We start from the raw sequence: 24,221 nt of genomic DNA on the forward strand, positions 1-24,221 counted from the left end.
TTCAGCTCAGGCTTGCGCGACCCAGCCTCGGAACGCCATGCCCGCATAGAACAAGCGGACGTTGGTGAAACCCGTCTCCTCCAGCAGTGCTTCTTCCTGTGCGGGGCTGAGCAACGTCAGCGTGGAACCGATCGCGGATGCCGCCTTGCGCGCGTTGTCCGGGTCGACACCGGAGGCCGCCGCAAAAGCGACGTAACGCGAGAGCCACAACTCCCGCTCGCCGTCCGCCTGGGGAAAGCTGAGATGCGCCATGACGAACGGCGCACCGGGCTTCAGGCGGCGACGAATTTCCATCAACGTCGCCCTGCGCTCATCGAGCGTCAGGAAGTGCATCGTCAACAGGCAGGTCGCTGCATCGAACGGGCCGTCGGGCGCGGTGTCGGTGTAGCCGTGATGCAGTGCAACCCGCTCGGCAAGCGGCCCGAGCGTTTCCGAGGCGAGGTCGAGCATGGGCTGCGACGGGTCGACGCCGACGAAGTGCCACCGGGGATGTGCCTGCGCGAGCACCTTCAACTCCATGCCGCCACCGGCGCCGATGACCAGCACGTTTGCTGCATCTGGCGCGCGCTCGGCGACGAGAAGGGCCGACATGGTCTGCAGGTCGTGCAGGCCCGGCACCAGGCGGGCGGTCTTCTCGGCGTAGTTTTTAGTGGCGGAGGAGGTGCCGAAGGCGGAGCTGGGCTGGGACATTTCGCCAGTCTATGTGGGCGTTGCGCGCTTCGCAGGCGTAGGGTCTAGCAGAATCCCGCCAGAAGCGGGCCTCGCCCGAGCCCGACCTCATTCACGGAGACCGCCTGCATGTCCATCCCATCCCTCGGCGTCCGTCGCGCGGTGTCCGACGACGCCACCCGCATCGATGCGCTCTACGGCCAACTGGTCGGAGACACGGCGCGCTGTGTGCTGCCCGAGCGCCTGCAGGAGTTGTCCGTAGATCCGAGGACAGCGCTCCTTGTCGCGGAGATCGACGGCCAGGTGTGCGCAACGGCGCTGGTTTCGCTGTGCGAGGACGTGATGTTCAAGCGGCAGCCGTTCGCCGTCGTGGAGAACGTCGTTGTCGACGTGGCCGCTCGCAACCGAGGGGTCGGGGTTGCGCTGATGCGGGAGGTCGAGGTTTTTTGCGCGGCGAGCGATTGCTCGAAGATCATGTTGCTGAGTTCGGTGGACCGCACGGATGCCCACCGCTTCTTCGCGCGCTGCGGCTTTGATGCTTCGATCAAGCGCGGCCTTGTCAAATATCGGCGGTCTTTTGCTTGAGGTGCGGCCGAACTCGAAGCATGCGTTGAAGCCATCGTGCAACGCCAGCTTTCGAGGCCGTATCTGCGCGGTGACAGGGCGAGCGAGGAGCGACGGATACGGGAGCGATTCCCCAAATTCATGGCGATGCCGTGCGCCCGTTTCTGCAGTGACGCCGCGCCGGACGACGTCGCGTCGCAGATCGAACGATCGAGATCGCGCTTCCTGTCCGGCTAAAGTGGAATCGACTCCACGCCATCGACCTCATGAACAACATCACCATCGACTACCGTCACAACGTTCCCCTCGACCCGGTCGACGTCGCCCGCGTCTTCGACCAGTCCGGCATCAAGCGTCCCACCAGCGACCTTGCCCGCATCGCGCGCATGTTCGCTGCGCCCAGCCTCTTGCTGTCGGCATGGGGCGGCGACGAACTCGTGGGGCTGTCGCGCTCGCTGACCGACCATGCGTACTGCTGCTACCTGTCGGACCTGGCGGTGGACAAGAAGTACCAGGGCCATGGCATCGGCACGGAACTCGTGAAGCGCACGCAGGCGATCATCGGCGACGAGGTGTCGTTGATCCTGCTGTCGGCCCCCGACGCGATGTCTTACTACCCGACGCTCGGCTTCGAGCTGGCGCAGAACGCGTACGTCATCCGACGAAAGAAGTAAGTAGGGCCGCGGTTCAGCGGCTCACTATGTCCGGCGTGAGCCCACCAGGCCGGCCTTCGCATCCAGCAGATGCCCGAGCGGCAGCGCCGCCTCCGACTTGATCTCGCGCAGCACGATGCTCGAACGCACGTGCGTCACGCCGGGCAGGCTGAACAGCACCTCGTGCAGAAAGCGCTCGTAGTGCTTCATGTCCGGCACGGTCACGTTGAGGATGTAGTCCGCGGGCCCGGTGGCCGACACGCAGCGAATGATCTGCGGGCTCGCGGCCACGGCTTCTTCGAAGCGTTGCACCATCGCCTCGCTGTGCCGGTCGAGGTTCACTTCGGCCACGGCCGACACATGCAGGCCCACCAACTCGGGGTCGACGAGCGCGGTGTAGCCGCGGATGACGCCGGCCGCCTCCATGTCCTTGATGCGCTTCCAGCAGGGCGTGGGCGACAGGCCCACGGCCTCCGAAATCTGCTGCACGGTCTGCCGGCCGTCATGCTGCAGTGCAGAAAGAATCTTGAGGCAATGCTCGTCAAGAGAAACAGAACCGACGTTCATCGTGATTTTCGAGTGGATTCTTCTTCAAACAAGGGTCTGCGCCAGTGTATTGAAGAAACACTTACTCGGGGGGCGGCAGAACAATTCCGGGCATGAACGCCCCACACCCAGCGACCGCACTCCGACGGCCCGACTACCAACTGTCCGACAACCTCTGGGCCGATGCCGGCTCGGTCTTCCTCACCGGCACGCAGGCGTTGATCCGCATCCTGGTGATGCAGGGCCAGCGCGATGCGGCGCGCGGCCTGCACACGCAGGGCTTCGTGAGCGGCTACCGCGGCTCGCCGCTGGGCATGGTCGACCAGGCCATCTGGAAGGCCGGCGAACGCTTCAAGCAGACCGGCATCCGCTTCGTGCCCGCCGTGAACGAGGAGCTGGCCGCCACGCAGGTGCTCGGCACGCAGCGCGTGGAGTCCGACCCCGAGCGCACGGTCGATGGCGTGTACGCCATGTGGTACGGCAAGGGCCCGGGCGTGGACCGCGCGGGCGATGCGCTCAAGCACGGCAACGCCTACGGCTCGTCGCCGCGCGGCGGCGTGCTGGTGGTGGCGGGCGACGACCACGGCTGCGTGTCGTCGTCGATGCCGCACCAGAGCGACCACGCCTTCATGGCCTGGCGCATGCCGGTGATGCAGCCCGCGAGCGTCGCCGAGTACCTGGAGTTCGGCCTGTACGGCTACGAGCTGTCGCGCTATGCGGGCGCGTGGGTCGGCATGGCGGCGCTGTCCGAAATCGTCGAGAGCGCGGGCACGGTGGACCTCGATGCGGTGAACGCACGCGTGGCCGCCTGGGAAGACGCCGATGCCGTGCGCGCTGCCACCGGCCATGCCGCGCCGCCCGACGGCCTGCATTACCGCTGGCCCGACCTGCCGTCGCTGCGCATCGAGTCGCGGCTCGAAGACAAGCTCGCGGCCGTGGCTGCTTTCACGCAACGCAACAGCATCGACCGCCACGTCATCGTGAGCCCGCACGCCAAGGTGGGCATCGTCACCTGCGGCAAGGCGCACCACGATCTGATGGAGGTGCTGCGCCGGCTCGAACTCTCGCCCGACCAACTCGCGCGCGCGGGTGTGCGGCTCTACAAGATCGGGCTGAGCTTCCCGCTCGAGCAGACGCGCCTCAAGGCGTTCGCGCAGGGGCTCGACGAGATCCTCATCGTGGAAGAGAAGGGCGCGGTGGTCGAGACGCAGCTACGCGACATCTTCTACAACGCACCGCCCGATGCGCGCCCCGTGCTCGTGGGCAAGCACGACCACGCGGGCCAGCCGCTGGTGTCGGCGCTCGGCGAGCTGCGGCCGTCGCGTCTCATCGAACTGGTCGCGCACTGGCTGGCCGTGCACTTTCCCGAGAACCACGACCTGGGCGATCACCTGCAGCATGTGCGCGACTTCACGCCGCCCGAGCTGCTCGGCAATGCGAGCGATGCGGTCAAGCGCGTGCCGTACTTCTGCGCGGGCTGTCCGCACAACACCAGCACCAAGGTGCCCGAAGGCTCGACGGCGCGCGCGGGCATCGGCTGCCACTTCATGGCCAACTGGATGGACCGCAGCACGGCGGGCCTGATCCAGATGGGCGGGGAGGGCGTCGACTGGATCTCGCACGCGATGTTCACCAAGACGCCGCACGTGTTCCAGAACCTGGGCGACGGCACCTACTACCACTCGGGATACCTCGCGATCCGCCAGGCCGTCGCGGCCAAGGCCACGCTCACCTACAAGATCCTGTTCAACGACGCGGTCGCGATGACGGGCGGGCAGCCGGTCGACGGCGTCATCAGCGTCGATGCGATCGCGCGGCAGGTCGAATCGGAAGGCGTCACCAAGGTGGTGGTCGTGAGCGATGCCATCCACCGGTACGACGCCATCAGGAACAAGTTTCCGGCCGGCACCGAGTTCCATGATCGCGCCGCGCTCGATGAGGTGCAGCGCCGCCTGCGCGAGATGCCCGGCGTGACCGTGCTCATCTACGAGCAGACCTGCGCCGCCGAGAAGCGCCGCCGCCGCAAGAAGGGCGAGCTGGCCGATCCGCCCAAGCGCCTGTTCATCAACGAGGCCGTGTGCGAAGGCTGCGGCGACTGCACCGTGCAGAGCAACTGCGTGGCCGTGCTGCCGCACGAGACCTCGATGGGTCGCAAACGCAAGATCGACCAGACCAGCTGCAACAAGGATTACTCCTGCGCCAAGGGCTTCTGCCCCAGCTTCGTGGGCGTCACCGGCGGCAAGCTGCGCCGCAAGAGCGGGGCGCTGGCGGCCGGGCGCGATGCCTTCCTGCACCGCGTGGGCGCGCTAGCGCATCCCGCGTCGCATGCGTGGACCGGCCCGTACGACCTGCTCGTGACCGGCGTGGGCGGCACCGGCGTGGTGACGGTGGGCGCGGTCATCGCGATGGCCGCGCACCTCGAAGGCAAGTCGGCCAGTGTGCTCGACTTCATGGGCTTCGCGCAGAAGGGCGGCTCGGTGCTGAGCTTCGTGCGGCTGGCCGACACGCCCGAGCGGCTGAACCAGGTGCGCATCGACACGCAGCAGGCCGACGCCATCCTGGCGTGCGACGTGGTGGTGGGCGCCTCGCCCGACGCGCTGCAGACCGTGCGGCACGGGCGCACGCGCGTGCTGGCAAACATCCACGAGATTCCCGTGGCCGAGTCGCTGCGCAACCCCGATGCCGACCTGCATGTCGACCTGCTGCTGGAGAAGATGCGCTTCGTCGCGGGCGAGGAACAGGTCGAGACCTTCGACGCGCAGAGCCTGGCGGAAGAGTTCCTGGGCGACACGCTGGCCGCGAACATCGTCGCGACCGGCTATGCGTGGCAGCGCGGCCTCGTGCCGTTGAGCCTGGAGGCGCTCATGCATGCGATCGAACTCAACGGCGTGGCCGTGGCGGCCAACCAGTCGGCGTTCTCGCTGGGGCGGCTCGCGGCCGGCGACGCTGCGGCGCTCGATCAACTGCGCGCAGCACCGGTCGAGGCTGCGGCGCGTCAAGCGGACGACCGCCCGTTGGACGCGCTGCTCGCCGATGCACGCCGCCATCTCACCGGCTACCAGAACGCCGCATGGGCGCAGCGCTTCGACCAGCGCATTCGCGCACTGCAGGCGATCGAGTCCGCATTGCCGGGCGGTGATGCGAGCCTGCCTTTCACACGCAACGCGGCGCGCAGCCTGCTGAAGCTCATGAGCTACAAGGACGAGTACGAGGTCGCGCGCCTGTACACCGACGGCGCGTTCCTGCAGAAGCTGAAGGACCAGTTCGAAGGCGACCTGAAGCTCGAGTTCCACATGGCCCCGCCGCTGCTCTCGCGCCCCGCGCATGGGCAGGCGCCCGCCAAGATTCGCCTCGGTGCGTGGATGCTGCCGGCGATGAAATGGCTGGCCCACGGCAAGCGCCTGCGCGGCACGCCCTTCGACCTGTTCGGCCACACGGCGGAGCGCCGCACCGAGCGCGGGCTGATCGATCACTTCGACCGCTTGCTGCAGGAGATGGCCACCGAGCTGACGCCCGACAACCAGTCGACCGCCGCGCGCATCGCAGCGCTGCCGCTGTCGGTGCGTGGCTTCGGCCATGTGAAGCTGGCGAACCTGGACGCGGCGCGCATCCGCGAGGCCGAGCTGCTGCACCGCTTTGCGCCATCGCGCTACGCGAAGCCGGTGGATGCGTCCAGCGCCGGGCAGATCCGCGGCATCGCCATCGTGGCCAGCGCGCGGTAGCGGGAGCGCGCGGTCGGGCGGAGAAGGGGCTTCGCTCGGCTACGATCCTTGCCGAAGCACCCACTCCCGCCACACCCCGACGACCCCCGACATGCGCACCTTCTTCTACTACGCTCTGATGCTCCTGCTCGGATACGCCTGGTACAGGGCCGGCCAGAACCTGCTCCGCAAAGGGTACCGCGACGAGAAGGGCGAACTCACCCAGGGCATCGTGGGGCCCGTCGGATTCCTGATGGCCGGTGGCGTGACCTGCTACCTCTTCTTCGCCATGCTGCGCGCCCTGGTTCGGGGCGAAATTCCTTGCGTCGGCAAAGGCTGCGCGGGACAGGTCTATACGCTGGCGGCGCATGCGGGCGAGTACTGGGCCAACCTGTTTTTCATCGCGTGGTGCGTCCTGGGCCTGGGCTACGCGATGTACGTGACGCTCAAGATCTGGTTCCGGGCTTAGCGCGCGCAGTGCGCGCAGCCGGCTCCCGCGCCAGCATCTCGACCACCAGGGCAATGAACCACTGGTGCAGCGCCGAAGTCTCGTGCCGCTCGTGCCAGGCCAGCTCGACGGTGCGCGCCGGCGCCGCGAGCGGTGGCGCCACGCGCTTCAGGCCCGTCATGCGCACCGTCTCCAGGCCCTCGGACCAGGGCAGCACGGCGATCAGGTCGGAGCGGCGCACGGCCTCATAGGCTGCGGAGTAGTGGCTCACCGTGCTGACCAGGTTGCGCTGCAGGCCGCGGCTTTGCAGCACGCGGTCGTAGATGCCGCCGACACGGCCCGCCAGGCTCACGTCGAGGTGGCGGGCGGTCAGAAATTTCTTCAACGGAATCTTGTCGAGCTTCGCCAGCGGATGGTCGTTGCGCATGAAGCAGGCGAAGTCCACCGACCACAGCCGGCGTGAGCGCATGAAGCCGGGGCGCTGCACGTCGTCGTTGTAGGCGCCGATGGCGAAGTCGGCCCGGTTGTCGTCCAGCGACTGCCCGAAATCCACCACCGTGCCGGGGTGCGTGTGCAAGCGCATGCCCGGCGCAAGTTCGCCGAGCCGCTCGAGCAGGCGAGGGGCGACGATGCAGGCCACGTAGTCGGTCATCGAGACCGTCAGGCGCGCGTCGCTTTGCGAGGCATCGAAGCTCTCGCCCTCGAGCGTGCCGCGGATGGTGCGCAGCGAGCGCGCCAGCGGCGCCCACAACTCCGTGGCGCGCCGCGTCGGGCGGATGCCCGCGCCGTTGCGCACGAACAAGGGGTCGCCGTAGGTCTCGCGCAGCCGGCGCAGCGCATTGCTGACCGTGGGCTGCGTGAGCGAAAGCTTCGACGCGGCGCGCGTCACGTTGCCTTCGTTCATGAGGGCTTCGAAGACCTTCAGCAGGTTGAGATCGGCGTTGCGGTAGTTCATGGGCAGGGGAGGCTGAAACCATTCACGCGGTCAATGGAGTGGATTCAGCATATAAATTTTTCGGAATTGTGACGCGATCCTACGATCCCGTCATTCCTCACCGCCCATGCCCCGGAACCCGGCAGACAGACCCCATGACCCAGACCATCCTCGTCAAGAACGCCCGCCTGCTCGATCCGCTGAAGCCCGAGCTGCAGGACCGCCATGACATCCTGATCGAGGGCGACACCATCCGCGAGGTGTCCGACCGGCCGATCGTGGCGCGCGATGCACGGGTCATCGACGCGGCCGGCAAGACCGTGATGCCCGGCCTGATCGACCTGCACGTGCACGTGGTGGCCATCGACCTGAACCTGCAGCGCCAGGCGCAGATGCCCAACGTGCTGGTGACGCTGCGCAGCCTGCCGATCCTGCGCGGCATGCTGCGCCGAGGCTTCACGACGGTGCGCGACGCGGCCGGCGCGGGCGACGCGTTCAAGCAGGCGGTGCAGTCGGGGCTGGCGCAGGGGCCGCGCCTGTTCGTCTCGGGCCGCGCGCTGAGCCAGACCGGCGGCCATGGCGACGGCCGCGCGCGCTCCGACTACCTGATCGCCAACGGCGTGTGCCCCAGCTGTGCCCGCGTGGGCATGCTGGCTCGCGTGGCCGACGGCGTGGACGCCGTGCGCAAGGCCGCGCGCGAAGAACTGCAGATGGGCGCCGACCAGATCAAGATCATGGCCGGCGGCGGCGTGGCGTCGCCCACCGACCCGGTCGACGCGCTGGGCTACAGCGAGGACGAGATCCGCGCCATCGTCGGCGAAGCAGCGGCCCGCAACACCTACGTGCTGGCCCATGCCTACACCCCGGCCGCGATCCAGCGCGTGGTGCGCTGCGGCGTGCGCACGATCGAGCATGGCAACCTGGTCGATGCGCCCACCGCGGCGCTCATGGCCGAGCACGGCGCCTATGTGGTGCCCACGCTGGTGACCTACGACGCGCTCGCCAACGAAGGCGCGGCCCTGGGGCTGCCACCCGCCAGCGTGGCCAAGGTGGAAGACGTGCGCGGCGCCGGGCTGCGCTCGCTCGAGATCTACAAGTCGGCCGGCGTGAAGATGGGCTTCGGCACCGACCTGCTGGGCGAGTCGCATCGCCTGCAGAGCGACGAGTTCCGCCTGCGCGCGCAAGTGTTGTCGCCGGCCGAGATCATCGCCAGCGCCACGCTCATCGGCGCCGAGGTGCTGGGCATGAGCGACCGGCTAGGCCGGTTGATCCCGGGCGCACTGGCCGACCTGCTGCTGGTCGATGGCGATCCGATGCGCAACCTCGATTGCCTGATGGGGCAGGGCGAGCGCATTCCCCTGGTGATGAAGGCCGGCGTGGTCGAGTTCGACGCGCTGTAGCCCGCACCCCCGAGCTGGTCAGAACACAACCCGCCGGAGGCCTCCGGCTCTTTCAAGGAAACGACACATGCCCAAGCTGACGCAAGCCGTCTGGCGGTACCGCCACGACCAGATGGTCCGGTTGATGGACGAACTCGCCGTTGATGCGCTGGTGTTCACGACTGCGGATTTCTTTCAGTTCGCGACCAACTTCCACACCGACGTGCAGCCGTGGGAGCGGCCGATCTTCGCGGTGGTGCCGCGCCAGGGCGAGGGCTTCCTGGTCATGAACGAGCTGTCCACGAACCACATGCGCTTCTCGATGGAAGCGCACAAGGTGTGGATCACCGACGTCACCTTTTATGCCGAGCATCCGATGGTGAGCAACCGCCTGCCGCTCGTGTCGCAGCTCCCCGAAATCCTTGCCGAGCGCCTGAGCCGCGCCGGCCTGCGCCGCTCGCGCATCGCACTGGATGCCGGCAGCGGCGTGATGGCCGCCGTGCAGCGCCTGCTGCCCGATCTGAACGTGCGCGTCGCCACCACGGAAGTGCGCAGCCTGCGCTGGCAGAAGCATGCCGAGGAACTGGCCGTGATGCAGGCCATGGCCGGGCTCACGGACTGGCTGCAGGACCGCTACCGCGATGCCATCAAGCCCGGCCGCCTGGTGCAGGAGATGGACTGCGCCATGGCCAGCCTGTTCGTGCAGGAGGCCGCCGAGCGCTTTCCCGGCGAGCAGTTCGAGGTCGTGCGGTGCTGGACGCTCAGCGGCCCGGCGTCGGCCTCGCCGCATGGCGACGGTGCCTCTTGCGGCGCGCGCATCAAAGAAGGCGACGTGCTCGTCAACATCATCATTCCCCGGCTCAACGGCCTGACGATCGAGAACGAGCGCACCTGGTTCTGCGGGCGTCCCGACGACCAGAAGAAGGCGCTGTGGACGGCCGCGCGCGACGCGACCGATGCGGCCATCGGCGCGGCCGTGACAGGCCGGCCCGTGTGCGGGATCGATGCCGCTGCGCAGGCCGTGATCGAGCGCGCCGGCTTTGCCGACTGCATCCGCCACCGCACGGGCCACGCCATCGGCATCGTGCACCACGAGTATCCGGAGGACATGGCCTTCAGCCAGCGCCCGCTGTTGGACAACGAGGTCTATTCGGCCGAGCCCGGCCTGTACGTCTACGGCGTGGGCGGCTTTCGCATCGACGACACGGTCGTGGTGGGCGCGACGCCGCGCGTGCTGACTGCCACCCCCAAGTCGCTCGACTACGCCACCGTGGGCTGAGACCGACGCCCGCCCACATCTGCTTTCGCAACCTACGGACCTTGACCTCCTCATGACCACCCGCCGCACCATGCTTTCCGCGCTGGCCGTTGCAGCTTCGCTGCTCGCCGCACCCGCCTTCGCGCAGGGCTTCCCTTCCAAGCCGATCAAGGTCGTGGTTCCGCAGCCGTCCGGCTCGGGGCCGGACACGCTGGCGCGCACGCTGGCCGATGTGCTCGGCAAGAGCCTGGGGCAGAGCGTCGTGGTGGAGAACCGGCCCGGCGCCAACGGCACGCTGGCTGCAGCCTATGTGCTGTCGCAGCCCGCGGACGGCTACACGCTGTTCCTGGCCGGCGTCTCGAACATGTCGTGGAACCCGCACCTGTACAAGTCGCTGGGGCACCAGCCGGCGCGCGACTTCACCGGCGTCGCCGTCATCGCCAACACCCCGTTCGTGACCGTCGTGGCGCCGAGCCTGGGCGTGAAGACACTGCCCGACCTCATCAAGATGGCCAAGGCCGAGCCGCAGCGGCTCAGCTTCGCATCCGCCGGCATCGGCAACTCCACCCATCTCGCGAGCGAGCTGCTGAAGTCGCGCACCGGCATCCAGATGCAGCACGTGCCCATCAGCGGCGCCGGTGGCCCCAACGCGCTGACCAGCGTGATGGCGGGCGACACGCCGGTGATGACGACCGTTCCCGTCGGCGTCGTGCCGCTGGTCAAGAGCGGCAAGCTGGTGCCGCTGGCTGTCACCGGCGAGCGTCGGCTGCCGCAGCTGCCCGACGTGCCCACGTTCAAGGAGCTGGGCATCGACATGGACGTGCCGGGCTGGTACTCGCTGGTCGCGCGCACGGGCACACCCGGCGACGCGGTCGCGCGGCTCAACGCCGAGATCAACAAGGCCCTGGACACGCCCGAGATGAAGGAGCGCCTGGCCGGCCAGATGCTGATCGCGGTCAAGTCGGCGCCGGCCGATGTCCTGAAGTTCACGCAGCGCGAGTCGGCTGCTTGGGGGCCCATCATCGACAAGCTGGGCATCGCGCAGTGAGTGACATGGCGCAGGTTTCCTTCGAGGCCCTGGACCACGCGCTGCGGCGGTCTCCGGGGCACCGGCTCTTTACCGTGCTGGCGATCGACCCCGGCCTTGCGGTGTCGCGGCGCCTGTACACGAGCGACCCCGTGGCCTATCCGTGCGGCGGCACCAAGCCGCTGCACCACGACAACGACTTCTTTCGCGAGGTGGTGCAGAGCGGTCGCGCGCGCATCTGTTCGGATCAGGACGCCTGTCGCCGCGCGTTTCCCGACCATGCGCTGATCGACACGCTGGGCTGCCGGTCTGCCATCAACGTGCCGATCCGGCACGGCGGCTGCACCATCGGTTCGCTGAACCTGCTGCACGAGGAACACTGGTACCAAGCCGACATGGTCCCCGCGTTGATGCGCTTTGCCGAACAGGCCGCGCCCTTGCTTCTTTCGCTCCGATACGTTGAGATGCCCGCATGACGATCCCTCGCCGAACCTTCGTGCTGAATGCCGCCGCGTCTTTGTGTGCGGTATCGCTCGCCACCGGGGCGCGCGCGGCCGGGCCGGGCTACCCCAGCAAGCCGATCACCATCGTCTTTCCCTACGCGGCCGGCGGCGCCACCGACGCCATGACGCGCCAGATTGCCGACCTCATGGCCAAGGCGCTCGGCCAGCCGGTCATCGTCGACGCGAAGCCGGGCGCCGGTGGATCGATGGCGTTGCAGCGGGTGGTGCGCGCCCCAGCGGACGGACACACGCTGGTGCTCATGGCCAGCGGAACGATGGCCGTCAACCCCTACCTGTACGACCTGAAGTACAAGCCGGTCGAAGACCTGGCGCCGATCACGATCCTGGTCGACATTCCCTTCGTGGTCGTGACGAAGCCGGACTTTCCCGCGCGCACCCTCAAGGAATTCATCGCGCATGCCAAGGTGAACCCGGGGAAGGTGTCGTTCGCGAATGCGGGCGTCGGCACGCAGGCCCACCTGACGCAGATGATGTTCATGAAGGAGGCCGGCATCTCGGCCAACGTCGTTCCCTACAAGGGCGGCACCGGCGCCATCGCCGACCTGCTCGGCGGCCACATCGACGCCATGATCGACAACGCCGCCGCGCAGGTTGCGAACGTGCAGGCCGGCAAGGTGCGTGCGCTGTTCGTCACGACGCGCGAGCGCAGCGAATCGCTGCCCGGCGTGCCCACGGCGCAGGAGGCCGGGCTGCCGGGCTTCGTGACCTCGGGATGGTTCGGGCTGGCCGCGCCGAAGGGCACGCCGCAGGGCGTCATCGACAGGCTCAACGCGGTGATCGTGCAGGGCATGAGCCGGCCCGAGGTGCGCAAGAAGATGGTCGATGCGGGGTGGATGCCGATGGTCAGCTCACCCGGCGAGGCGCTGGACCGCGCCCGGTCGGACCTGGCGCGGTTCGGGCAGATCGCGCAGCAGATCGGACTGAAGAAGGAGTGACGGCCTGCGTGGCCCCGCCTTCGAGCGTCTAGTCGGATGACCGCAGGCCGTCGAGCGACAGCACCTTCAACCCGCCGTACTCCACGCGGATCAGGCCCTTCTTCTGCAGCGCGGCGAGCGCCGTGTTGACCCGGGGGCGCGACAGGCCCGCGATGGACGCGAGTTCCTGTTGCGTGATGCGCAGCATGTCGCCCACGCCGGGATACAGCACCGGATTGAAAAGCGCGCTCAGGCTTCGGGCCACGCGCGCGTCGATGTCGGTCATGCGGTCGATCTCCAATGCGCCGATGAACTGCCCGAGCCGCTCGTTGAGCTGTCCCATCACGAAGCGGTTGAAGCCGATCGAGTGATCCAGCAGCCAATGGAAGGTGTCGACAGGAAGCGCTCCGACCAGGCTCAATCGCAATGCCAGGGAATCGTAGCGGTAGGGCTCCCTCTTGATCATCGTGCCTTCGCCGAACCATCCGCCGGGCGGAACGCCCAGGAAGGTCATGGTCTGGCCGGCCTTGTTGTTGCTGCTCATCTTGAGCAGGCCGTGCAGCACGCCGAACCAATAGGTCGCCGGACGGCCAAGGCGGCACACATGCTCGCCGGGAAGAACCTCTCCAACCACCAGTTCGGCCACCGCGCGCTCGCGCTCTGCCGCCGACAGCGAAGGCAACCACGGGATGCCTTGCAGTTCCGCGGTGGTGGCGGGACGCCGTCGTGCGGGGAGACTTTTGCTGGTGCTCATGAGAGATGGGGACGTACGGATAGGGAACTTCCCTTGGATTGTTATCGGCAAGACAAGTCCCCGTCAAAGCGGTTTCTACCATCGGCCCGAATCTCGATGCGCAGGCACTTCGCGCCATCGAGATCTCGAAGATCCGGTACCCAGGTACCTCACAAGGAGACAGCCATGACACTGAAATCGCTCGCACTGACCACCGCCTTGCTCGCCGGCGCCTTCGGCAGCGTGCTCGCAACGACGCCCGCGCATGCGCAAGCCAAGGAGCAGTTCTTTCCGCTGCTGGTCTACCGCACCGGCCCCTATGCGCCCAACGGTACGCCCCTGGCCAACGGCAAGCAGGACTACATCAAGCTCGTCAATGCCCGCGACGGCGGCGTGAACGGCGTCAAGCTGACCTACGAGGAATGCGAAACGGGCTACGCGACCGACAAGGGCGTGGAGTGCTACGAGCGGCTCAAGGGCCGGCCCGGTGTCGCGCTCTTCGAGCCGCAGACAACGGGCGTCACCTTCGCCTTGACCGACAAGGTGCCCGCCGACAAGATGCCGCTCATCACGCCCGGCTACGGCCTCTCGATCTCGCAGGATGGCCAGTCCTTCAAATGGAACTTTCCGCTGATGGGCAGCTACTGGACCGCGGCCGACATCATCGTCCAGGGCCTGGGCAAGAAGGAAGGCGGCATGGACAAACTCAAGGGCAAGAAGATCGCACTCGTCTATCACGACTCGCCGTTCGGCAAGGAGCCGATTCCGCTGCTGCAGGAGCGCGCGAAGATGCACGGCTTCGAGCTGCCGCTCATTCCTGTCACTGCGCCGGGCATCGAGCAGAAGTCGGCATGGCTGCAGGTGCGCCAGCAGCGGCCCGACTACGTGATCCTCTGGGGCTGGGGCGTGATGAATTCGGCTGCGCTCAAGGAGGCTGTGGCCACAGGCTATCCGCGCGAGAAGATGTACGGCGTGTGGTGGTCGGGCGCCGAGCCCGACGTCAAGGACGTGGGGCAGGGCGCGAAGGGCTACAACGCCCTCACGCTGCATGCCTCGGGCCAGCAACTGAAGGTCATGCAGGACATCCTGCAGAAGGTGCACGACAAGGGCAACGGCAGCGGGCCGCGGGACGAGGTCGGCTCGGTGCTCTACGTGCGCGGCATGCTGATGCAGATGCTCGCCGTCGAAGGTGTGCGCCGCGCGCAGGAACGCTTCGGCAAGGGCAAGGTCATGACCGGCGAGCAGGTGCGCTGGGGCCTGGAAAACCTGGCGCTGGATGCGAAGCGCCTGGAGGCCCTGGGGCTGGCCGATGTCATGCGTCCTCTTGCCACCAGTTGCGCCGATCACATGGGTTCGGCCTGGGCGCGCGTTCAGACGTGGGACGGCGGCAAGTGGAACGCCAGCTCGGAGTTCGTCCAGGCAGACGAACAGATCATCAAGCCGCTGGTCAAGGCGAATGCCGACAAGTACCTGTCGGACAAGAAGATGACGCGCCGCGAAGCGGCCGATTGCCAGTCGTGACCCGATCCGCTGCGCCATGAAAACGCCCGAGCACACGAGGGGCGGCGACACCATCGCGATGTGCTTCGTGCGCGAAGCGCTGCACGACGCCATGCAGCGCGGTGTCGACATCGGCGCCATCCTCGGCGCGGCCGGCATTCCGGTGGGCCTGCTGCACCAGGACCAGGCGCGGGTGTCACCGGAAAGCTATGGCCGCGTGTGGCACGGGGTGGCTGAAAGAACGGGCGATGAATTCTTCGGCATGGACGCCCATCCGGTGCGCTACGGAAGCTTCGCGCTCGCATGCCGCTGCGCGATGGGCGCGAAGAACCTGGAGCAGGCGCTGCGCCGGATCATGCGGTTCTACGGCGGCGTGATGGATGACATGCAGCCTTCGATCGAACGGCTGCCGCACGGCGAGGCCGCATTCCGGTTGAACGAGCGGCCCGGCGCGCAGCGCCTGTTCGCGCACGGCACGATCCTGGTGATCTTCTTCGGCGTGGCCTGCTGGCTGGTCGGCAGGCGCATCCCCATCCTGCGCGCCGAGTTCTCGCCCGAGGCGCCCGACAGCCCCGAGGAATACCGCCTGCTGTTCGGACAGAAAATCCGCTTCGGCGCCGACCGCACGGCGCTGGTGTTCGAGGAACGATTTCTCGACCTGCCGGTGGTGCAGAACGAAGAGACGCTGCAGCGCTTCCTGCGCGGCGCACCCACGAACTTTCTCGTCAAGTACCGCGACCAGGACAGCGCCGCGGCCCGGGTGCGCAAAGTCCTGCGAGGCACCGACGCGTCGGCGTGGCCGGATCTGCCAGACATGGCGCGAAAACTCCGGCTCGCCGAGAGAACGCTGATACGGCGCCTCGCGATGGAAGGCGAGCCCTTCCAGGCCATCAAGGACACGCTGCGGCGCGATCTTTCGATCAGCCTGCTGAGCGATTCAGGCCTCAGCGTCAGCGAGATCGCCGCCAGGGCCGGGTTCGCCGAGCCCAGTGCGTTCCATCGCGCCTTCCGCAAATGGACCGGGGCCAGCCCCGGGGCCTACAGAGCCACGCTGCCCGAATAGCCCGCGGCGCGCGGGCATGGCAAATCCCGCCAATCACATTGGCGGGAACGCGCAATGCGCAATCGAAACCCGCGGCATAAAGTGCGGCCGAATCGGCCTCCCAAGTGCCGCATGAACACCACGAGAGACAAAGGACGCACCGTGCCATCGCCCCATTCTTCTTCGGCAGTCGCCGCCCCGGACTACGCGTCCTTCGTCGAGGCCTTCGACCTCGAAGACTTCAAGACATCGTTCGCAGGCAGTTTCGAGCACGGCATCAACGCCTGCGTCGAGGCCTGCGACCGGCACGTTGCGCCGGGCCGCATCGCCCTGCGCTGGGAGGACAAGGACGGCAACACCTGCGAGCTCAGCTACGAGGAACTGCAGGCTCAATCGGCGCGCTTCGCCAACCTGCTCGCAAGCCGGGGCGTCAAGCCCGGCGACAGGGTCGCGGGCCTGCTGCCGCGGATTCCCGAACTGCTGGCAGTGATCCTCGGCACATGGCGTGCGGGCGCGGTGTACCAGCCGCTGTTCACGGCCTTCGGTCCGAAGGCCATCGAGCACCGCGTCACGGCCTCCGAAGCGGTGCTGATCGTCACCGACACGGCCAACCGCCACAAGCTCGACGACAGCGCGACATGGCCCGGCATCGTCACGATCGCGCGCGGCGCGGACGAACACCTGCCGCCGGGCGACGTCGATTACCTGAGCGAACTGGCGCAGCAACCGCCATCGTTCGAGCCCGTCATGCGCGGCGGCGACGACGCCTGCATGATGCTGTTCACCTCGGGCACGACGGGCCTGGCCAAGGGCGTGGCCGTGCCGCATCGCGCGCTGATGGCCATCGGCATGTACATGCGGCTCGCCGTGGACCTGCGCGACGGCGAGTCCTACTGGAACATCGCCGATCCGGGATGGGCCTACGGGCTCTACTTCGGCGCCATCGGGCCGCTGCTGAGCGGCAACACCACGCTCTTCTACGACGGCCCGTTCTCCGCCGAGACCGCCTACCGGCTGATCGAAAAATACGAGATCACCAACCTCGCCGGCGCGCCGACCGCCTTCCGCCTGATGATGGCGGCCGACCCGCAACTGGCCGCACGCATTCGCGGCAAGCTGCGCGTGGTCAGCAGCGCGGGAGAGCCGCTCAACCCCGAGGTGATGCGCTGGTTCCGCGACGCACTCGATTGCCCGATCGGCGACCACTACGGCCAGACCGAGATCGGCATGGTGGTGTGCAACTTCCATGGCCTGAAGCACGCGGTGCATCCTGGTAGCGCAGGCTTTCCGTTGCCCGGCGTGCGCGTCGCGGTGCTCGACGACGAGGGCAACGAGCTCGCACCGGGCGTGCCGGGGACGCTGGCCATCGACCGCAGCCGCTCGCCGCTGTATTACTTTCCAGGCTACTGGAAGCAGGCGACGCAATCGTTCACCGGCGTCTACTACCTGACCGGCGACACCGTCGAGCTGAACGAGGACGGCAGCATCAGCTTCGTCGGACGCGGCGACGACATCATCACGTCGGCCGGCTACCGCATCGGCCCCTTCGATGTCGAGAGCGCGCTCATGGAGCACCCGGCCGTCGCGGAGGTGGCCGTCATCGGCAAGCCCGACGCCGAGCGCACGGAGATCGTCAAGGCCTTCGTCGTGCTGCGCGCCAAGGTGGCGGCGAGCGAGGCGCTCGCGGGCGAACTGCAGCAGCTGGTGAAACGCCGGCTGGCCGCGCATGCGTATCCGCGCGAGATCGCGTTCATCGCCGAACTGCCGAAGACGCCGAGCGGCAAGATCCAACGGTTCATCCTGAGAAAGCAGGAAGCCGATCGGGCTTCGGCCTAGGAGCGCGGAGCATGCTGCCCCAACTGCATCGCCATCGCTGGATGGACGAAGAAATCGACGCGTTCCGCGACCAGGTGCGCCGCTACATCGCCGGCGAGCTGTCTCCGCATCTCGACGGCTGGCGCCGCCAGGGCTTCATTCCGCGCGAGGTCTGGCGGCCGTTCGGGCAGATGGGTTTCCTGCTGCCCGAACTCGATGAAGCCTACGAAGGCGCCGGTGCCACGCTGGCCCATCAGCTGGTCGTGCAGGACGAGCTGGCCAGGGCCGAGTTTCCGGCCAACGTGGCCGTGCACTCGATTGCCGCGCACTACATCCTCGACTACGGCACCGAGGCGCAGAAGCAGCGCTGGCTGCCCCGGCTCGCCAGCGGCGAGCTGCTGGCCGGCATCGCGCTCACCGAACCGGGCTGCGGCTCGGACCTGAAGGCGCTGCGCACCCGCGCCCGGCGCGAAGGCAACGACTACGTGATCGACGGTGCCAAGACCTTCATCACCAACGGCTTCACCGCCAACCTGCTCGTGGTGGCGGTGCGCACCGGCGATGCCGGCAGCCGCGGGGTGTCGCTGGTGGTGCTGGAAACCGAAGACCTGCCGGGCTTTCGCGTCGGACGGCGCCTGGAGAAGCTCGGGCAGCATGCGTCGGACACGGCCGAGCTGTTCTTCGACGGCATGCGCGTGCCGGCTGACCAACTGCTGGGCGAGAAGGAGGGCGAGGGCTTCGTGCAGCTGATGAGCCAGTTGCCCTTCGAGCGCCTGCTGCTGTGCGTGCCGGCCGCGGCCGTGATCGAGCGCGCGCTGGAACTCACGGTGGCCTACACGCGGGAGCGCAAGGCCTTCGGCCAGACGGTGTTCGACTTCCAGAACACACGCTTCAAGCTGGCGGAGTGCGCCACGATTGCGCATGTGGTGCGCAGCTTCGTCAACGACTGCACCCAGCGCATGCTCGACGGCATGCTCGACAACGAGGCCGCCTACATGGCCAAGTGGTGGTGCACCGAGCAGCAGGGCAAGGTCGTCGACGAATGCCTGCAGCTCTTCGGCGGCTACGGCTACATGGCCGAGTACCCGATTGCCCGGCTCTACGCCGATGCGCGCATCCAGCGCATCTACGGCGGCACGACGGAAATCATGAAGGACCTGATTGCGCGGAAGCTGGCCGCCTGACGCCGCGGCCCGCGAAGCCAACCGCCGATCCGCCGCCCGTGGCAGCTTGCGCGCCGGCGAGTTGACTTTCGTCACTATCAGCCGGCGACGCATGACCCTAACATGCGCGCCATGAGCATTCCTGTGTCGACCCGGGCATCAGCCATCCTGATCGTGGACGACCACGACCTGGTGCGCCTGGGTGTGCGTGCCTTGCTCCAGGCGCAAGCCTCGCCCCACGGGCCTGCGGTCGAAGTCTTCGAAGCCAGCAGCATGGCGCAGGCACTGGCTGTGTATGAGCGCTCTCAGGAGCGCATCGGGTTGGTGTTGCTCGATCTGGGACTTCCCGACACACGAGGCCTGAGCGGCGTGTCCGTTTTTCTCGAGCGTTATCCCCAGGCCCGCGTGGTCGCGTTGTCGGGCGCCGGCGCCACCGCGCTGGCCCAGAACGCCATTGCCCAAAGTGCGTTGGCCCAAGGCGCCAGCGCGTTCTTGCCGAAGTCGGCCAACCTCAAGGAGGTGGTGAGCTTCATCCGTGCCTGCGGTCTGCTCGGAAAGGACGTGGTCGACGGCCTTCCAGGTGCTTCCAGGTGGGTCGACCGGGCGCCCCGCCGTTCCGCCAGCGGTGGCCTGGGCGCCCTGACGGGAAGCCAGGCACGTGTGCTGCAGATGATTCTCGAAGGCAAGTCCAACAAGGAGATCGCACAGCTGGCCGAGTTGCGCGAAGGCACGGTGAAGAACTATGTCTCGACGATTCTCTTGCTGTTCGGCGTGCAATCGCGGGCGGAACTGATCAGCAGCCTGCGTTGATTCACCGGAGGAGGTGCAACGCGATCGCCGACGCAAAACGAAGGAAGGGGCCCAACTCATGAATGACGCTGCGCGATCGGTGCATCAGGCCACGGCGGCCGCCGATCTGGACCTTCGGGTGCTCCGCGAACACGTGGCCTCGGTGTATGCCGCACACACGACGGCCACCTGTGCGCACATCGGCTGCGCCATTGCGATCGGCATCTTCGGCTACTTCAACATCGATCCGACCCACCACCTGCTGGTGATCGGCATGGTCGCCGCCGTCGTGTCGATGAACCTGTATGCCTTGCTCGCGCCGCGGTGGACGCCGGAAGTCCCCTTGTCCGAAAGCCGCGATTGGGCGCGCCGGTACACGTGGATCGTCACGCTGGTCAGCGTGACCACGGCGCTGCCCTGTGCCTTGTTCCTCGTGCTCATCCAGAGTCCGGCGATGACGACCGTGGTGATCGTCGTGATCATGGTCAGCTGGACCCGGGCCATTCAGGCGCGTTGGCCGATCAAGGGAGCCATGTTCGGCTGCGGCATCCCCGTGATGGGCGGGCTGATCCTTGCCTTGATCTGGCACGGCGGCACGCTGCACTGGTTTTTGGCGCTTTTCAGTTTTGCCAATCTGGTCCTGACTCTGCACGAAGGGGTGAAGCAGAACAGGCGGCTGACAGCCTCCTTGATGCTGCAGTTCGAGAACGAGATGCTGGCTGCACAGTTGCGCGAACGCATCGCCGCCGTGGAGCGAGCCAGCGCAGAAAAGACCCGCTTTCTTGCCGCGGCCAGCCACGACCTGCGCCAGCCCATGCATGCCATTGCACTGTTCGGCGCGGCCATGGAAACCGCACTGCACGACCATCCTGAAAGAACGAATGCCAAACGCCTGATGCGCGCCGTCGATGCGCTCGGCGCGTCGCTGGACACGATGCTCGACGTGTCGCATCTGGACGCGGGCGTTGTCGTGTCCGAGCCGCAGGCACTGGAACTCGATGCGCTGCTTCTTGTCCTCAACCAGACCTTCACCCCTTACGCTGAACAGAAGGGTCTGCAATTGCGCGTCCGTGCCAGTGGCATGTGGGTGCGCAGCGACATCCAGCTGCTGTTTCGCCTGCTTTCCAATCTGGTCGATAACGCCTTGAAGTACACCCATGAGGGCGGTGTGAGCGTGGTCGCGCGGCGGCGGGGAGACAAGGTGTGGCTGGAGGTTCGCGACACCGGCGTCGGCATTGCGCCGGAACAGCTGAGCCGCATCTTCGAAGAGTTCTATCAGATCGACAATCCGGGCCGCGACCGGGCGCGCGGACTCGGGATCGGGCTGTCGATCGTCAAGCGCCTGTCGCACCTGATGTCCCACCCGATCGAGGTGCACTCGCGACCGGGACGCGGCACGCATTTCCGCGTGGTCCTGCCGCAAGCCGATGCAGCGCTGGCGCCGCCGGCCGAACTGTTGCTCGATGAACTGGAGATTCCCACGCATCGCAGCCTTGCCGCGCCGAACCTGCACGGGCCCGTGCTGCTGATCGATGACGAAGCGGAGATTCGCCTGGCCATGGCGGCACTGCTGCGTGCACACGCCGTCGATGTCGTGGCGGTGACCGACGAATCGCATGCGGTCGAAGCCCTGACGCACCCGAATGCGAAAAGCAGTCCTTTCTCGATGCTCCTGTGCGACTACCGGCTGGCCGACGGGCGAGATGGACTCGAGGTCGGCCTGCGCCTGCTCGAACGCTTTCAGCTCGACATTCCCCTGCTCCTGATCACGGGCGAGACGGCCCCGCAACAACTGCGGCGTGCGCAGTCGTCGGGGGTGCCGATGCTGTTCAAGCCGGTGAGCGCCGCCGCGCTTTTGCAGGCGATGGCGGAACTGACATCCGTCACAGGTCAGACGCGGATTTTTTCTCCGGCGACCCGGTACTTCAGAGAGCCATCGCCGGTTCCCTGATTGCCTGCCGAGCCATTGCCATTGCCGTTGCCGTTGCCACCATCCGGTCTAGAAGGTGCCGCGCAAGGTCACCATGGCGCTGCGCGGTTCGCCGTAGACATTGCCCCAGGCCGGCGCGCCGACGGTCTGGTAGTAGGTCTTGTCGAACAGGTTGTTCACGTTCAGCGCGGCCGACCAGTTGCGGTTGACCTGGTAGGAGACACGTGCGCTCCAGACCGCATACGAAGCCTGTTCCAGCTTGATCGCGCCCGTGGTGCGCGAGCTCGCAGTCTGGAAGTTCACGCCGCCGCCCAGTGTCCAGGCGTTCAGTTCGCCGGGCAGGCGGTACTCGGTCCACACGCGCAGCATGTGCTTGGGCGAATACGTGCTGGCGAAGTCGATGCCGGCATTGGCCGTGTCGTTCATGTACTTGAAGTGGTTGAGCGTGTAGCCCGCGAACACCTGCCAGCCGCGCGCCACTTCGCCGCTGATCTCTGCGTCGAGTCCTTCGCTGCGCACCTTGCCGGTGGACATGTAGCAGTAGGTGCTTCGCGTGCAGACGTTGACCAGGTCTTCCTGCGCCCGGTTGTTCTGGTCGAGGCGGAACAGCGCGACCGAGGCGTTGACCTTGCCGTCGAGCAGCTCGCCCTTCAGGCCCGCTTCGAAGTTGCGGCCCTTGACGGGCGGCAGCATGTCGCCGGCGGCGGTCATCGCGTTCTGCGGCTGGAAGATGTCGGCATAGCTCACGTACGCCGACCATTGCGGGTTGAGCGCGTAGATCAGTCCGCCGTAAGGCGTCAGCACACCGTTCTCGCGGTACGGCTCGGTGGCCGGCTCGCCGGTGATGCGGTCGCGGTCGTTGGCCCTGTAGCGCGTGACACGTGCGCCGGCGACCAGCGTCAGCGGGTCGGTGAGGCTCAGGCGTGCAACGCCGTAGGCGCCCGATTGGGTGATGCGTGTCTCGGTGTCGCCGCCGCGATAGCGCCTGGCGACGAAGGTCGCATCGCTCGGTTCGGGGATCGCCGAGACCGGATGGAAGACGTTGTTGGCCACGCCCGGCAGCTGCATCAGCGAGAAGTCGCTGTGGTTGAACATGCGCCCGGTGTTGGCGCCGAAGCTCACCGCGTGCCTTCTGCCGAAGGCGTCGAACTTGCCGTCGACGGCGAGGTCGAGGGTCTTGTTGTCGGTCTTGAAGTCGAACAGGCCGCCGTACATGACGTTGCCGGCCCCGGTCACGGGGTTTACGGCCCCGAGCGGGAAGGCGTACTTGATGTCCTGCGCCTCGCGCACATAACCCGCCGTGACCTTGAGCGACCAGTCGGCGTCGAAGCGGTGCGCCAGTTCGGCAAACGCGGAGGTCTGCGCGCTCTTCCAGCGGTTCCAGTCGGCTGCCAGGTAGGTCGACCGGCGCAGGTGCAGGTCGGCGCCGTTGCTGTAGCTCGGCAAGCCCTGGAAGAACGGCGTGGCGCGCAGCGTTTCGTGGCTCGCCCCGATGGTGAGCACGGTCTGCGGCCCGAGGTCGGCGGCGAGCACGCCGTACAGCACGCCGGTGCGGCTCTTCGCGGTGTCGTAGAAATAGTCGCGGTCGTTGCCGCTGGCGACGACGCGGCCGCGCAGCGTGCCGGCTTCGTTGAGCGGTCCGCTGGCGTCGATCTCGGTGCGGTAGTTGTTCCATGAACCCGCGCTCGCCGACACCTGCAATTGCCTGTCGGCCGTCGGGCGCTTGCGCACCATGTTGATGGTGGCGCTGGGCGAACCCGCCCCTTGCAGCAGGCCCGTGGCGCCGCGCACCACCTCCACGCGGTCCAGCGTGGCGGCATTGCTCGTGAAGCTGTTGGCCTGGGGGTAGTAGAAGGCGCGGTTCACGCCGTCGAACTGGTAGGTGTCGACGCGAAAGCCGCGGGAGTACACATAGCGCCCGCCCATCGGGCTGTCGTACATCGTGATGCCGGTGGTCTGGGCCAGCACGTCGTCGATCGTGTAGAGGTTCTGGTCGTCCATCTTCTGGCGCGTGACCACCGTGACCGACTGGGGAATCTCCTTGAGCGTCTGCTCGCCTTTGCCGACGGTGACGATGCGGCTCGCATACGACCTCGAGCCCTCCGTGATCGCGCTGCGCTCGGCCTGCGCCGTGACGCGCACTTCGCTGAGCAGGTTGCTCTGCGCGTCTGCGGGTGCGGCAGAGGTGGCCGCGTTGGGCGCCGGCTGGCGCAGCGTGTAGCCGCCGCCCGCGCGTGCGACCGCTTCGAGGCCCGTGCCTGCGAGCAGCCGCGAGAAGCCGTCGCCGACCGCGTGCGTGCCGCGCAATCCGCCGGTGCGGCGGCCTTCGGTCAGCGAGGGCTCGAAGGACAGCGTGACGCCGGCCTGTGCGGCGAAGCGCGACAGCGCGGGGCCCAGTGCGCCGGCGGGGATGTCATAGGCCGCGGTGGTGGCTGCCGGCGGGTTCGCCTGTGCGGTCGCGGCGCCCGAAGCGGCGAGGGCGAAAGCCAGGCAGAGGGAGCGCACGCCTTGGCTCACGGCGCTCGGGCGCGGGAGCATGCAAGTGGAAAGTGGGCGCAGGCGCGCGGTGCGGGAGGAGGGCAATGCCATGGTTCGGTGGTCCTGTTCTTGCCGTACTCACAGCACGGCTCCA

General features: G+C 67.3%; 20 protein-coding genes. 15 read left to right on the forward strand and 5 right to left on the reverse strand.

Annotated features, from left to right (window positions below):
* Positions 1 to 6: 6 nt before the first annotated feature.
* Positions 7 to 690: a class I SAM-dependent methyltransferase gene (locus tag GFK26_RS19860; protein ID WP_153283482.1), complete on the reverse strand. Its 684-nt coding sequence runs from the start codon at positions 688 to 690 to the stop codon at positions 7 to 9.
* Between the two features lie 108 nt (positions 691 to 798).
* Here GFK26_RS19860 and GFK26_RS19865 point away from each other — a divergent pair, with 108 nt between their 5' ends.
* Positions 799 to 1,254 (forward strand): GNAT family N-acetyltransferase, encoded by a 456-nt coding sequence (locus tag GFK26_RS19865; RefSeq protein ID WP_153283483.1) that lies wholly within the window; start codon positions 799 to 801, stop codon positions 1,252 to 1,254.
* A 245-nt stretch (positions 1,255 to 1,499) separates the two neighbouring features.
* The gene (locus GFK26_RS19870; RefSeq protein WP_153283484.1) at positions 1,500 to 1,907 is read left to right on the forward strand and encodes a GNAT family N-acetyltransferase; all 408 of its coding nucleotides are present in this window, start codon (positions 1,500 to 1,502) and stop codon (positions 1,905 to 1,907) included.
* A 24-nt stretch (positions 1,908 to 1,931) separates the two neighbouring features.
* On the opposite strand, the gene GFK26_RS19875 is transcribed toward GFK26_RS19870, so the two are convergent.
* Positions 1,932 to 2,453, reverse strand: a complete 522-nt coding sequence (locus GFK26_RS19875; RefSeq protein WP_153283485.1) for an Lrp/AsnC family transcriptional regulator — start codon at positions 2,451 to 2,453, stop codon at positions 1,932 to 1,934.
* A 92-nt stretch (positions 2,454 to 2,545) separates the two neighbouring features.
* Here GFK26_RS19875 and GFK26_RS19880 point away from each other — a divergent pair, with 92 nt between their 5' ends.
* A complete protein-coding gene (locus GFK26_RS19880; protein ID WP_153283486.1) occupies positions 2,546 to 6,154 on the forward strand; it encodes an indolepyruvate ferredoxin oxidoreductase family protein in 3,609 nt (1,202 codons plus the stop codon).
* Positions 6,155 to 6,245: 91 nt separating this feature from the next.
* Positions 6,246 to 6,602, forward strand: a complete 357-nt coding sequence (locus GFK26_RS19885) for a hypothetical protein (RefSeq protein ID WP_153283487.1) — start codon at positions 6,246 to 6,248, stop codon at positions 6,600 to 6,602.
* Here GFK26_RS19885 and GFK26_RS19890 read toward each other — a convergent pair.
* A complete protein-coding gene (locus GFK26_RS19890) occupies positions 6,580 to 7,536 on the reverse strand; it encodes a LysR family transcriptional regulator (RefSeq protein ID WP_153283488.1) in 957 nt (318 codons plus the stop codon). The two genes, GFK26_RS19885 and GFK26_RS19890, sit on opposite strands and share 23 nt — an antisense overlap.
* A 134-nt stretch (positions 7,537 to 7,670) precedes the next feature.
* Here GFK26_RS19890 and GFK26_RS19895 point away from each other — a divergent pair, with 134 nt between their 5' ends.
* The 5 genes from GFK26_RS19895 (at position 7,671) to GFK26_RS19915 (ending at position 12,638) form a co-directional block, all read left to right on the forward strand.
* Positions 7,671 to 8,915 (forward strand): metal-dependent hydrolase family protein, encoded by a 1,245-nt coding sequence (locus GFK26_RS19895; RefSeq protein ID WP_153283489.1) that lies wholly within the window; start codon positions 7,671 to 7,673, stop codon positions 8,913 to 8,915.
* 67 nt (positions 8,916 to 8,982) lie between these two features.
* Positions 8,983 to 10,173: a M24 family metallopeptidase gene (locus tag GFK26_RS19900; RefSeq protein WP_153283490.1), complete on the forward strand. Its 1,191-nt coding sequence runs from the start codon at positions 8,983 to 8,985 to the stop codon at positions 10,171 to 10,173.
* A gap of 52 nt (positions 10,174 to 10,225) precedes the next feature.
* Entirely contained in the window at positions 10,226 to 11,200 is a 975-nt protein-coding gene (locus tag GFK26_RS19905) for a Bug family tripartite tricarboxylate transporter substrate binding protein (RefSeq protein WP_153283491.1), read from the forward strand.
* Positions 11,201 to 11,205: 5 nt separating this feature from the next.
* The gene (locus tag GFK26_RS19910) at positions 11,206 to 11,655 is read left to right on the forward strand and encodes a GAF domain-containing protein (RefSeq protein WP_153283492.1); all 450 of its coding nucleotides are present in this window, start codon (positions 11,206 to 11,208) and stop codon (positions 11,653 to 11,655) included.
* Positions 11,652 to 12,638: a Bug family tripartite tricarboxylate transporter substrate binding protein gene (locus tag GFK26_RS19915; protein WP_153283493.1), complete on the forward strand. Its 987-nt coding sequence runs from the start codon at positions 11,652 to 11,654 to the stop codon at positions 12,636 to 12,638. The genes GFK26_RS19910 and GFK26_RS19915 overlap by 4 nt, the downstream gene beginning before the upstream one ends.
* A 28-nt stretch (positions 12,639 to 12,666) precedes the next feature.
* On the opposite strand, the gene GFK26_RS19920 is transcribed toward GFK26_RS19915, so the two are convergent.
* Positions 12,667 to 13,371, reverse strand: a complete 705-nt coding sequence (locus GFK26_RS19920; RefSeq protein WP_153283494.1) for a Crp/Fnr family transcriptional regulator — start codon at positions 13,369 to 13,371, stop codon at positions 12,667 to 12,669.
* A gap of 165 nt (positions 13,372 to 13,536) precedes the next feature.
* Between GFK26_RS19920 and GFK26_RS19925 the strand changes: the two genes are divergently transcribed.
* The 6 genes from GFK26_RS19925 (at position 13,537) to GFK26_RS19950 (ending at position 21,610) form a co-directional block, all read left to right on the forward strand.
* On the forward strand, positions 13,537 to 14,871 hold the full coding sequence (locus GFK26_RS19925) for an ABC transporter substrate-binding protein (protein WP_153283495.1): 1,335 nt from the start codon (positions 13,537 to 13,539) through the stop codon (positions 14,869 to 14,871).
* Positions 14,872 to 14,887: 16 nt separating this feature from the next.
* Positions 14,888 to 15,913: an AraC family transcriptional regulator gene (locus tag GFK26_RS19930; protein WP_153283496.1), complete on the forward strand. Its 1,026-nt coding sequence runs from the start codon at positions 14,888 to 14,890 to the stop codon at positions 15,911 to 15,913.
* Positions 15,914 to 16,024: 111 nt separating this feature from the next.
* On the forward strand, positions 16,025 to 17,728 hold the full coding sequence (locus GFK26_RS19935) for an AMP-binding protein (RefSeq protein ID WP_153283497.1): 1,704 nt from the start codon (positions 16,025 to 16,027) through the stop codon (positions 17,726 to 17,728).
* A gap of 11 nt (positions 17,729 to 17,739) precedes the next feature.
* Positions 17,740 to 18,891, forward strand: coding sequence for an acyl-CoA dehydrogenase family protein (locus GFK26_RS19940; protein WP_153283498.1), 1,152 nt, complete (start codon positions 17,740 to 17,742; stop codon positions 18,889 to 18,891).
* 102 nt (positions 18,892 to 18,993) lie between these two features.
* Positions 18,994 to 19,680 (forward strand): response regulator transcription factor, encoded by a 687-nt coding sequence (locus GFK26_RS19945; protein WP_153283499.1) that lies wholly within the window; start codon positions 18,994 to 18,996, stop codon positions 19,678 to 19,680.
* Between the two features lie 58 nt (positions 19,681 to 19,738).
* A complete protein-coding gene (locus GFK26_RS19950) occupies positions 19,739 to 21,610 on the forward strand; it encodes a hybrid sensor histidine kinase/response regulator (RefSeq protein WP_153283500.1) in 1,872 nt (623 codons plus the stop codon).
* Positions 21,611 to 21,658: 48 nt separating this feature from the next.
* On the opposite strand, the gene GFK26_RS19955 is transcribed toward GFK26_RS19950, so the two are convergent.
* Complete coding sequence (locus GFK26_RS19955; protein ID WP_228121711.1) at positions 21,659 to 24,178, reverse strand: TonB-dependent siderophore receptor; 2,520 nt, start codon at positions 24,176 to 24,178, stop codon at positions 21,659 to 21,661.
* Positions 24,179 to 24,221: the final 43 nt, after the last annotated feature.

Origin of the sequence: Variovorax paradoxus, assembly GCF_009498455.1 — a bacterium.
Lineage (GTDB): Bacteria > Pseudomonadota > Gammaproteobacteria > Burkholderiales > Burkholderiaceae_C > Variovorax > Variovorax paradoxus_H.

Excerpts from the sequence above, each read along its gene's own strand:
- GFK26_RS19880 (WP_153283486.1), top strand. The coding sequence starts at position 2,546 with ATGAACGCCCCACACCCAGCGACCGCACTCCGACGGCCCGACTACCAA.
- GFK26_RS19925 (WP_153283495.1), top strand. The coding sequence starts at position 13,537 with ATGACACTGAAATCGCTCGCACTGACCACCGCCTTGCTCGCCGGCGCC.
- GFK26_RS19935 (WP_153283497.1), top strand. The coding sequence starts at position 16,025 with ATGAACACCACGAGAGACAAAGGACGCACCGTGCCATCGCCCCATTCT.
- GFK26_RS19940 (WP_153283498.1), top strand. The coding sequence starts at position 17,740 with ATGCTGCCCCAACTGCATCGCCATCGCTGGATGGACGAAGAAATCGAC.
- GFK26_RS19915 (WP_153283493.1), top strand. The coding sequence starts at position 11,652 with ATGACGATCCCTCGCCGAACCTTCGTGCTGAATGCCGCCGCGTCTTTG.
- GFK26_RS19920 (WP_153283494.1), bottom strand. The coding sequence starts at position 13,371 with ATGAGCACCAGCAAAAGTCTCCCCGCACGACGGCGTCCCGCCACCACC.
- GFK26_RS19950 (WP_153283500.1), top strand. The coding sequence starts at position 19,739 with ATGAATGACGCTGCGCGATCGGTGCATCAGGCCACGGCGGCCGCCGAT.
- GFK26_RS19930 (WP_153283496.1), top strand. The coding sequence starts at position 14,888 with ATGAAAACGCCCGAGCACACGAGGGGCGGCGACACCATCGCGATGTGC.
- GFK26_RS19905 (WP_153283491.1), top strand. The coding sequence starts at position 10,226 with ATGACCACCCGCCGCACCATGCTTTCCGCGCTGGCCGTTGCAGCTTCG.
- GFK26_RS19860 (WP_153283482.1), bottom strand. The coding sequence starts at position 690 with ATGTCCCAGCCCAGCTCCGCCTTCGGCACCTCCTCCGCCACTAAAAAC.
- GFK26_RS19895 (WP_153283489.1), top strand. The coding sequence starts at position 7,671 with ATGACCCAGACCATCCTCGTCAAGAACGCCCGCCTGCTCGATCCGCTG.
- GFK26_RS19870 (WP_153283484.1), top strand. The coding sequence starts at position 1,500 with ATGAACAACATCACCATCGACTACCGTCACAACGTTCCCCTCGACCCG.
- GFK26_RS19865 (WP_153283483.1), top strand. The coding sequence starts at position 799 with ATGTCCATCCCATCCCTCGGCGTCCGTCGCGCGGTGTCCGACGACGCC.
- GFK26_RS19900 (WP_153283490.1), top strand. The coding sequence starts at position 8,983 with ATGCCCAAGCTGACGCAAGCCGTCTGGCGGTACCGCCACGACCAGATG.
- GFK26_RS19945 (WP_153283499.1), top strand. The coding sequence starts at position 18,994 with ATGCGCGCCATGAGCATTCCTGTGTCGACCCGGGCATCAGCCATCCTG.
- GFK26_RS19885 (WP_153283487.1), top strand. The coding sequence starts at position 6,246 with ATGCGCACCTTCTTCTACTACGCTCTGATGCTCCTGCTCGGATACGCC.
- GFK26_RS19890 (WP_153283488.1), bottom strand. The coding sequence starts at position 7,536 with ATGAACTACCGCAACGCCGATCTCAACCTGCTGAAGGTCTTCGAAGCC.
- GFK26_RS19955 (WP_228121711.1), bottom strand. The coding sequence starts at position 24,178 with ATGGCATTGCCCTCCTCCCGCACCGCGCGCCTGCGCCCACTTTCCACT.
- GFK26_RS19875 (WP_153283485.1), bottom strand. The coding sequence starts at position 2,453 with ATGAACGTCGGTTCTGTTTCTCTTGACGAGCATTGCCTCAAGATTCTT.
- GFK26_RS19910 (WP_153283492.1), top strand. The coding sequence starts at position 11,206 with ATGGCGCAGGTTTCCTTCGAGGCCCTGGACCACGCGCTGCGGCGGTCT.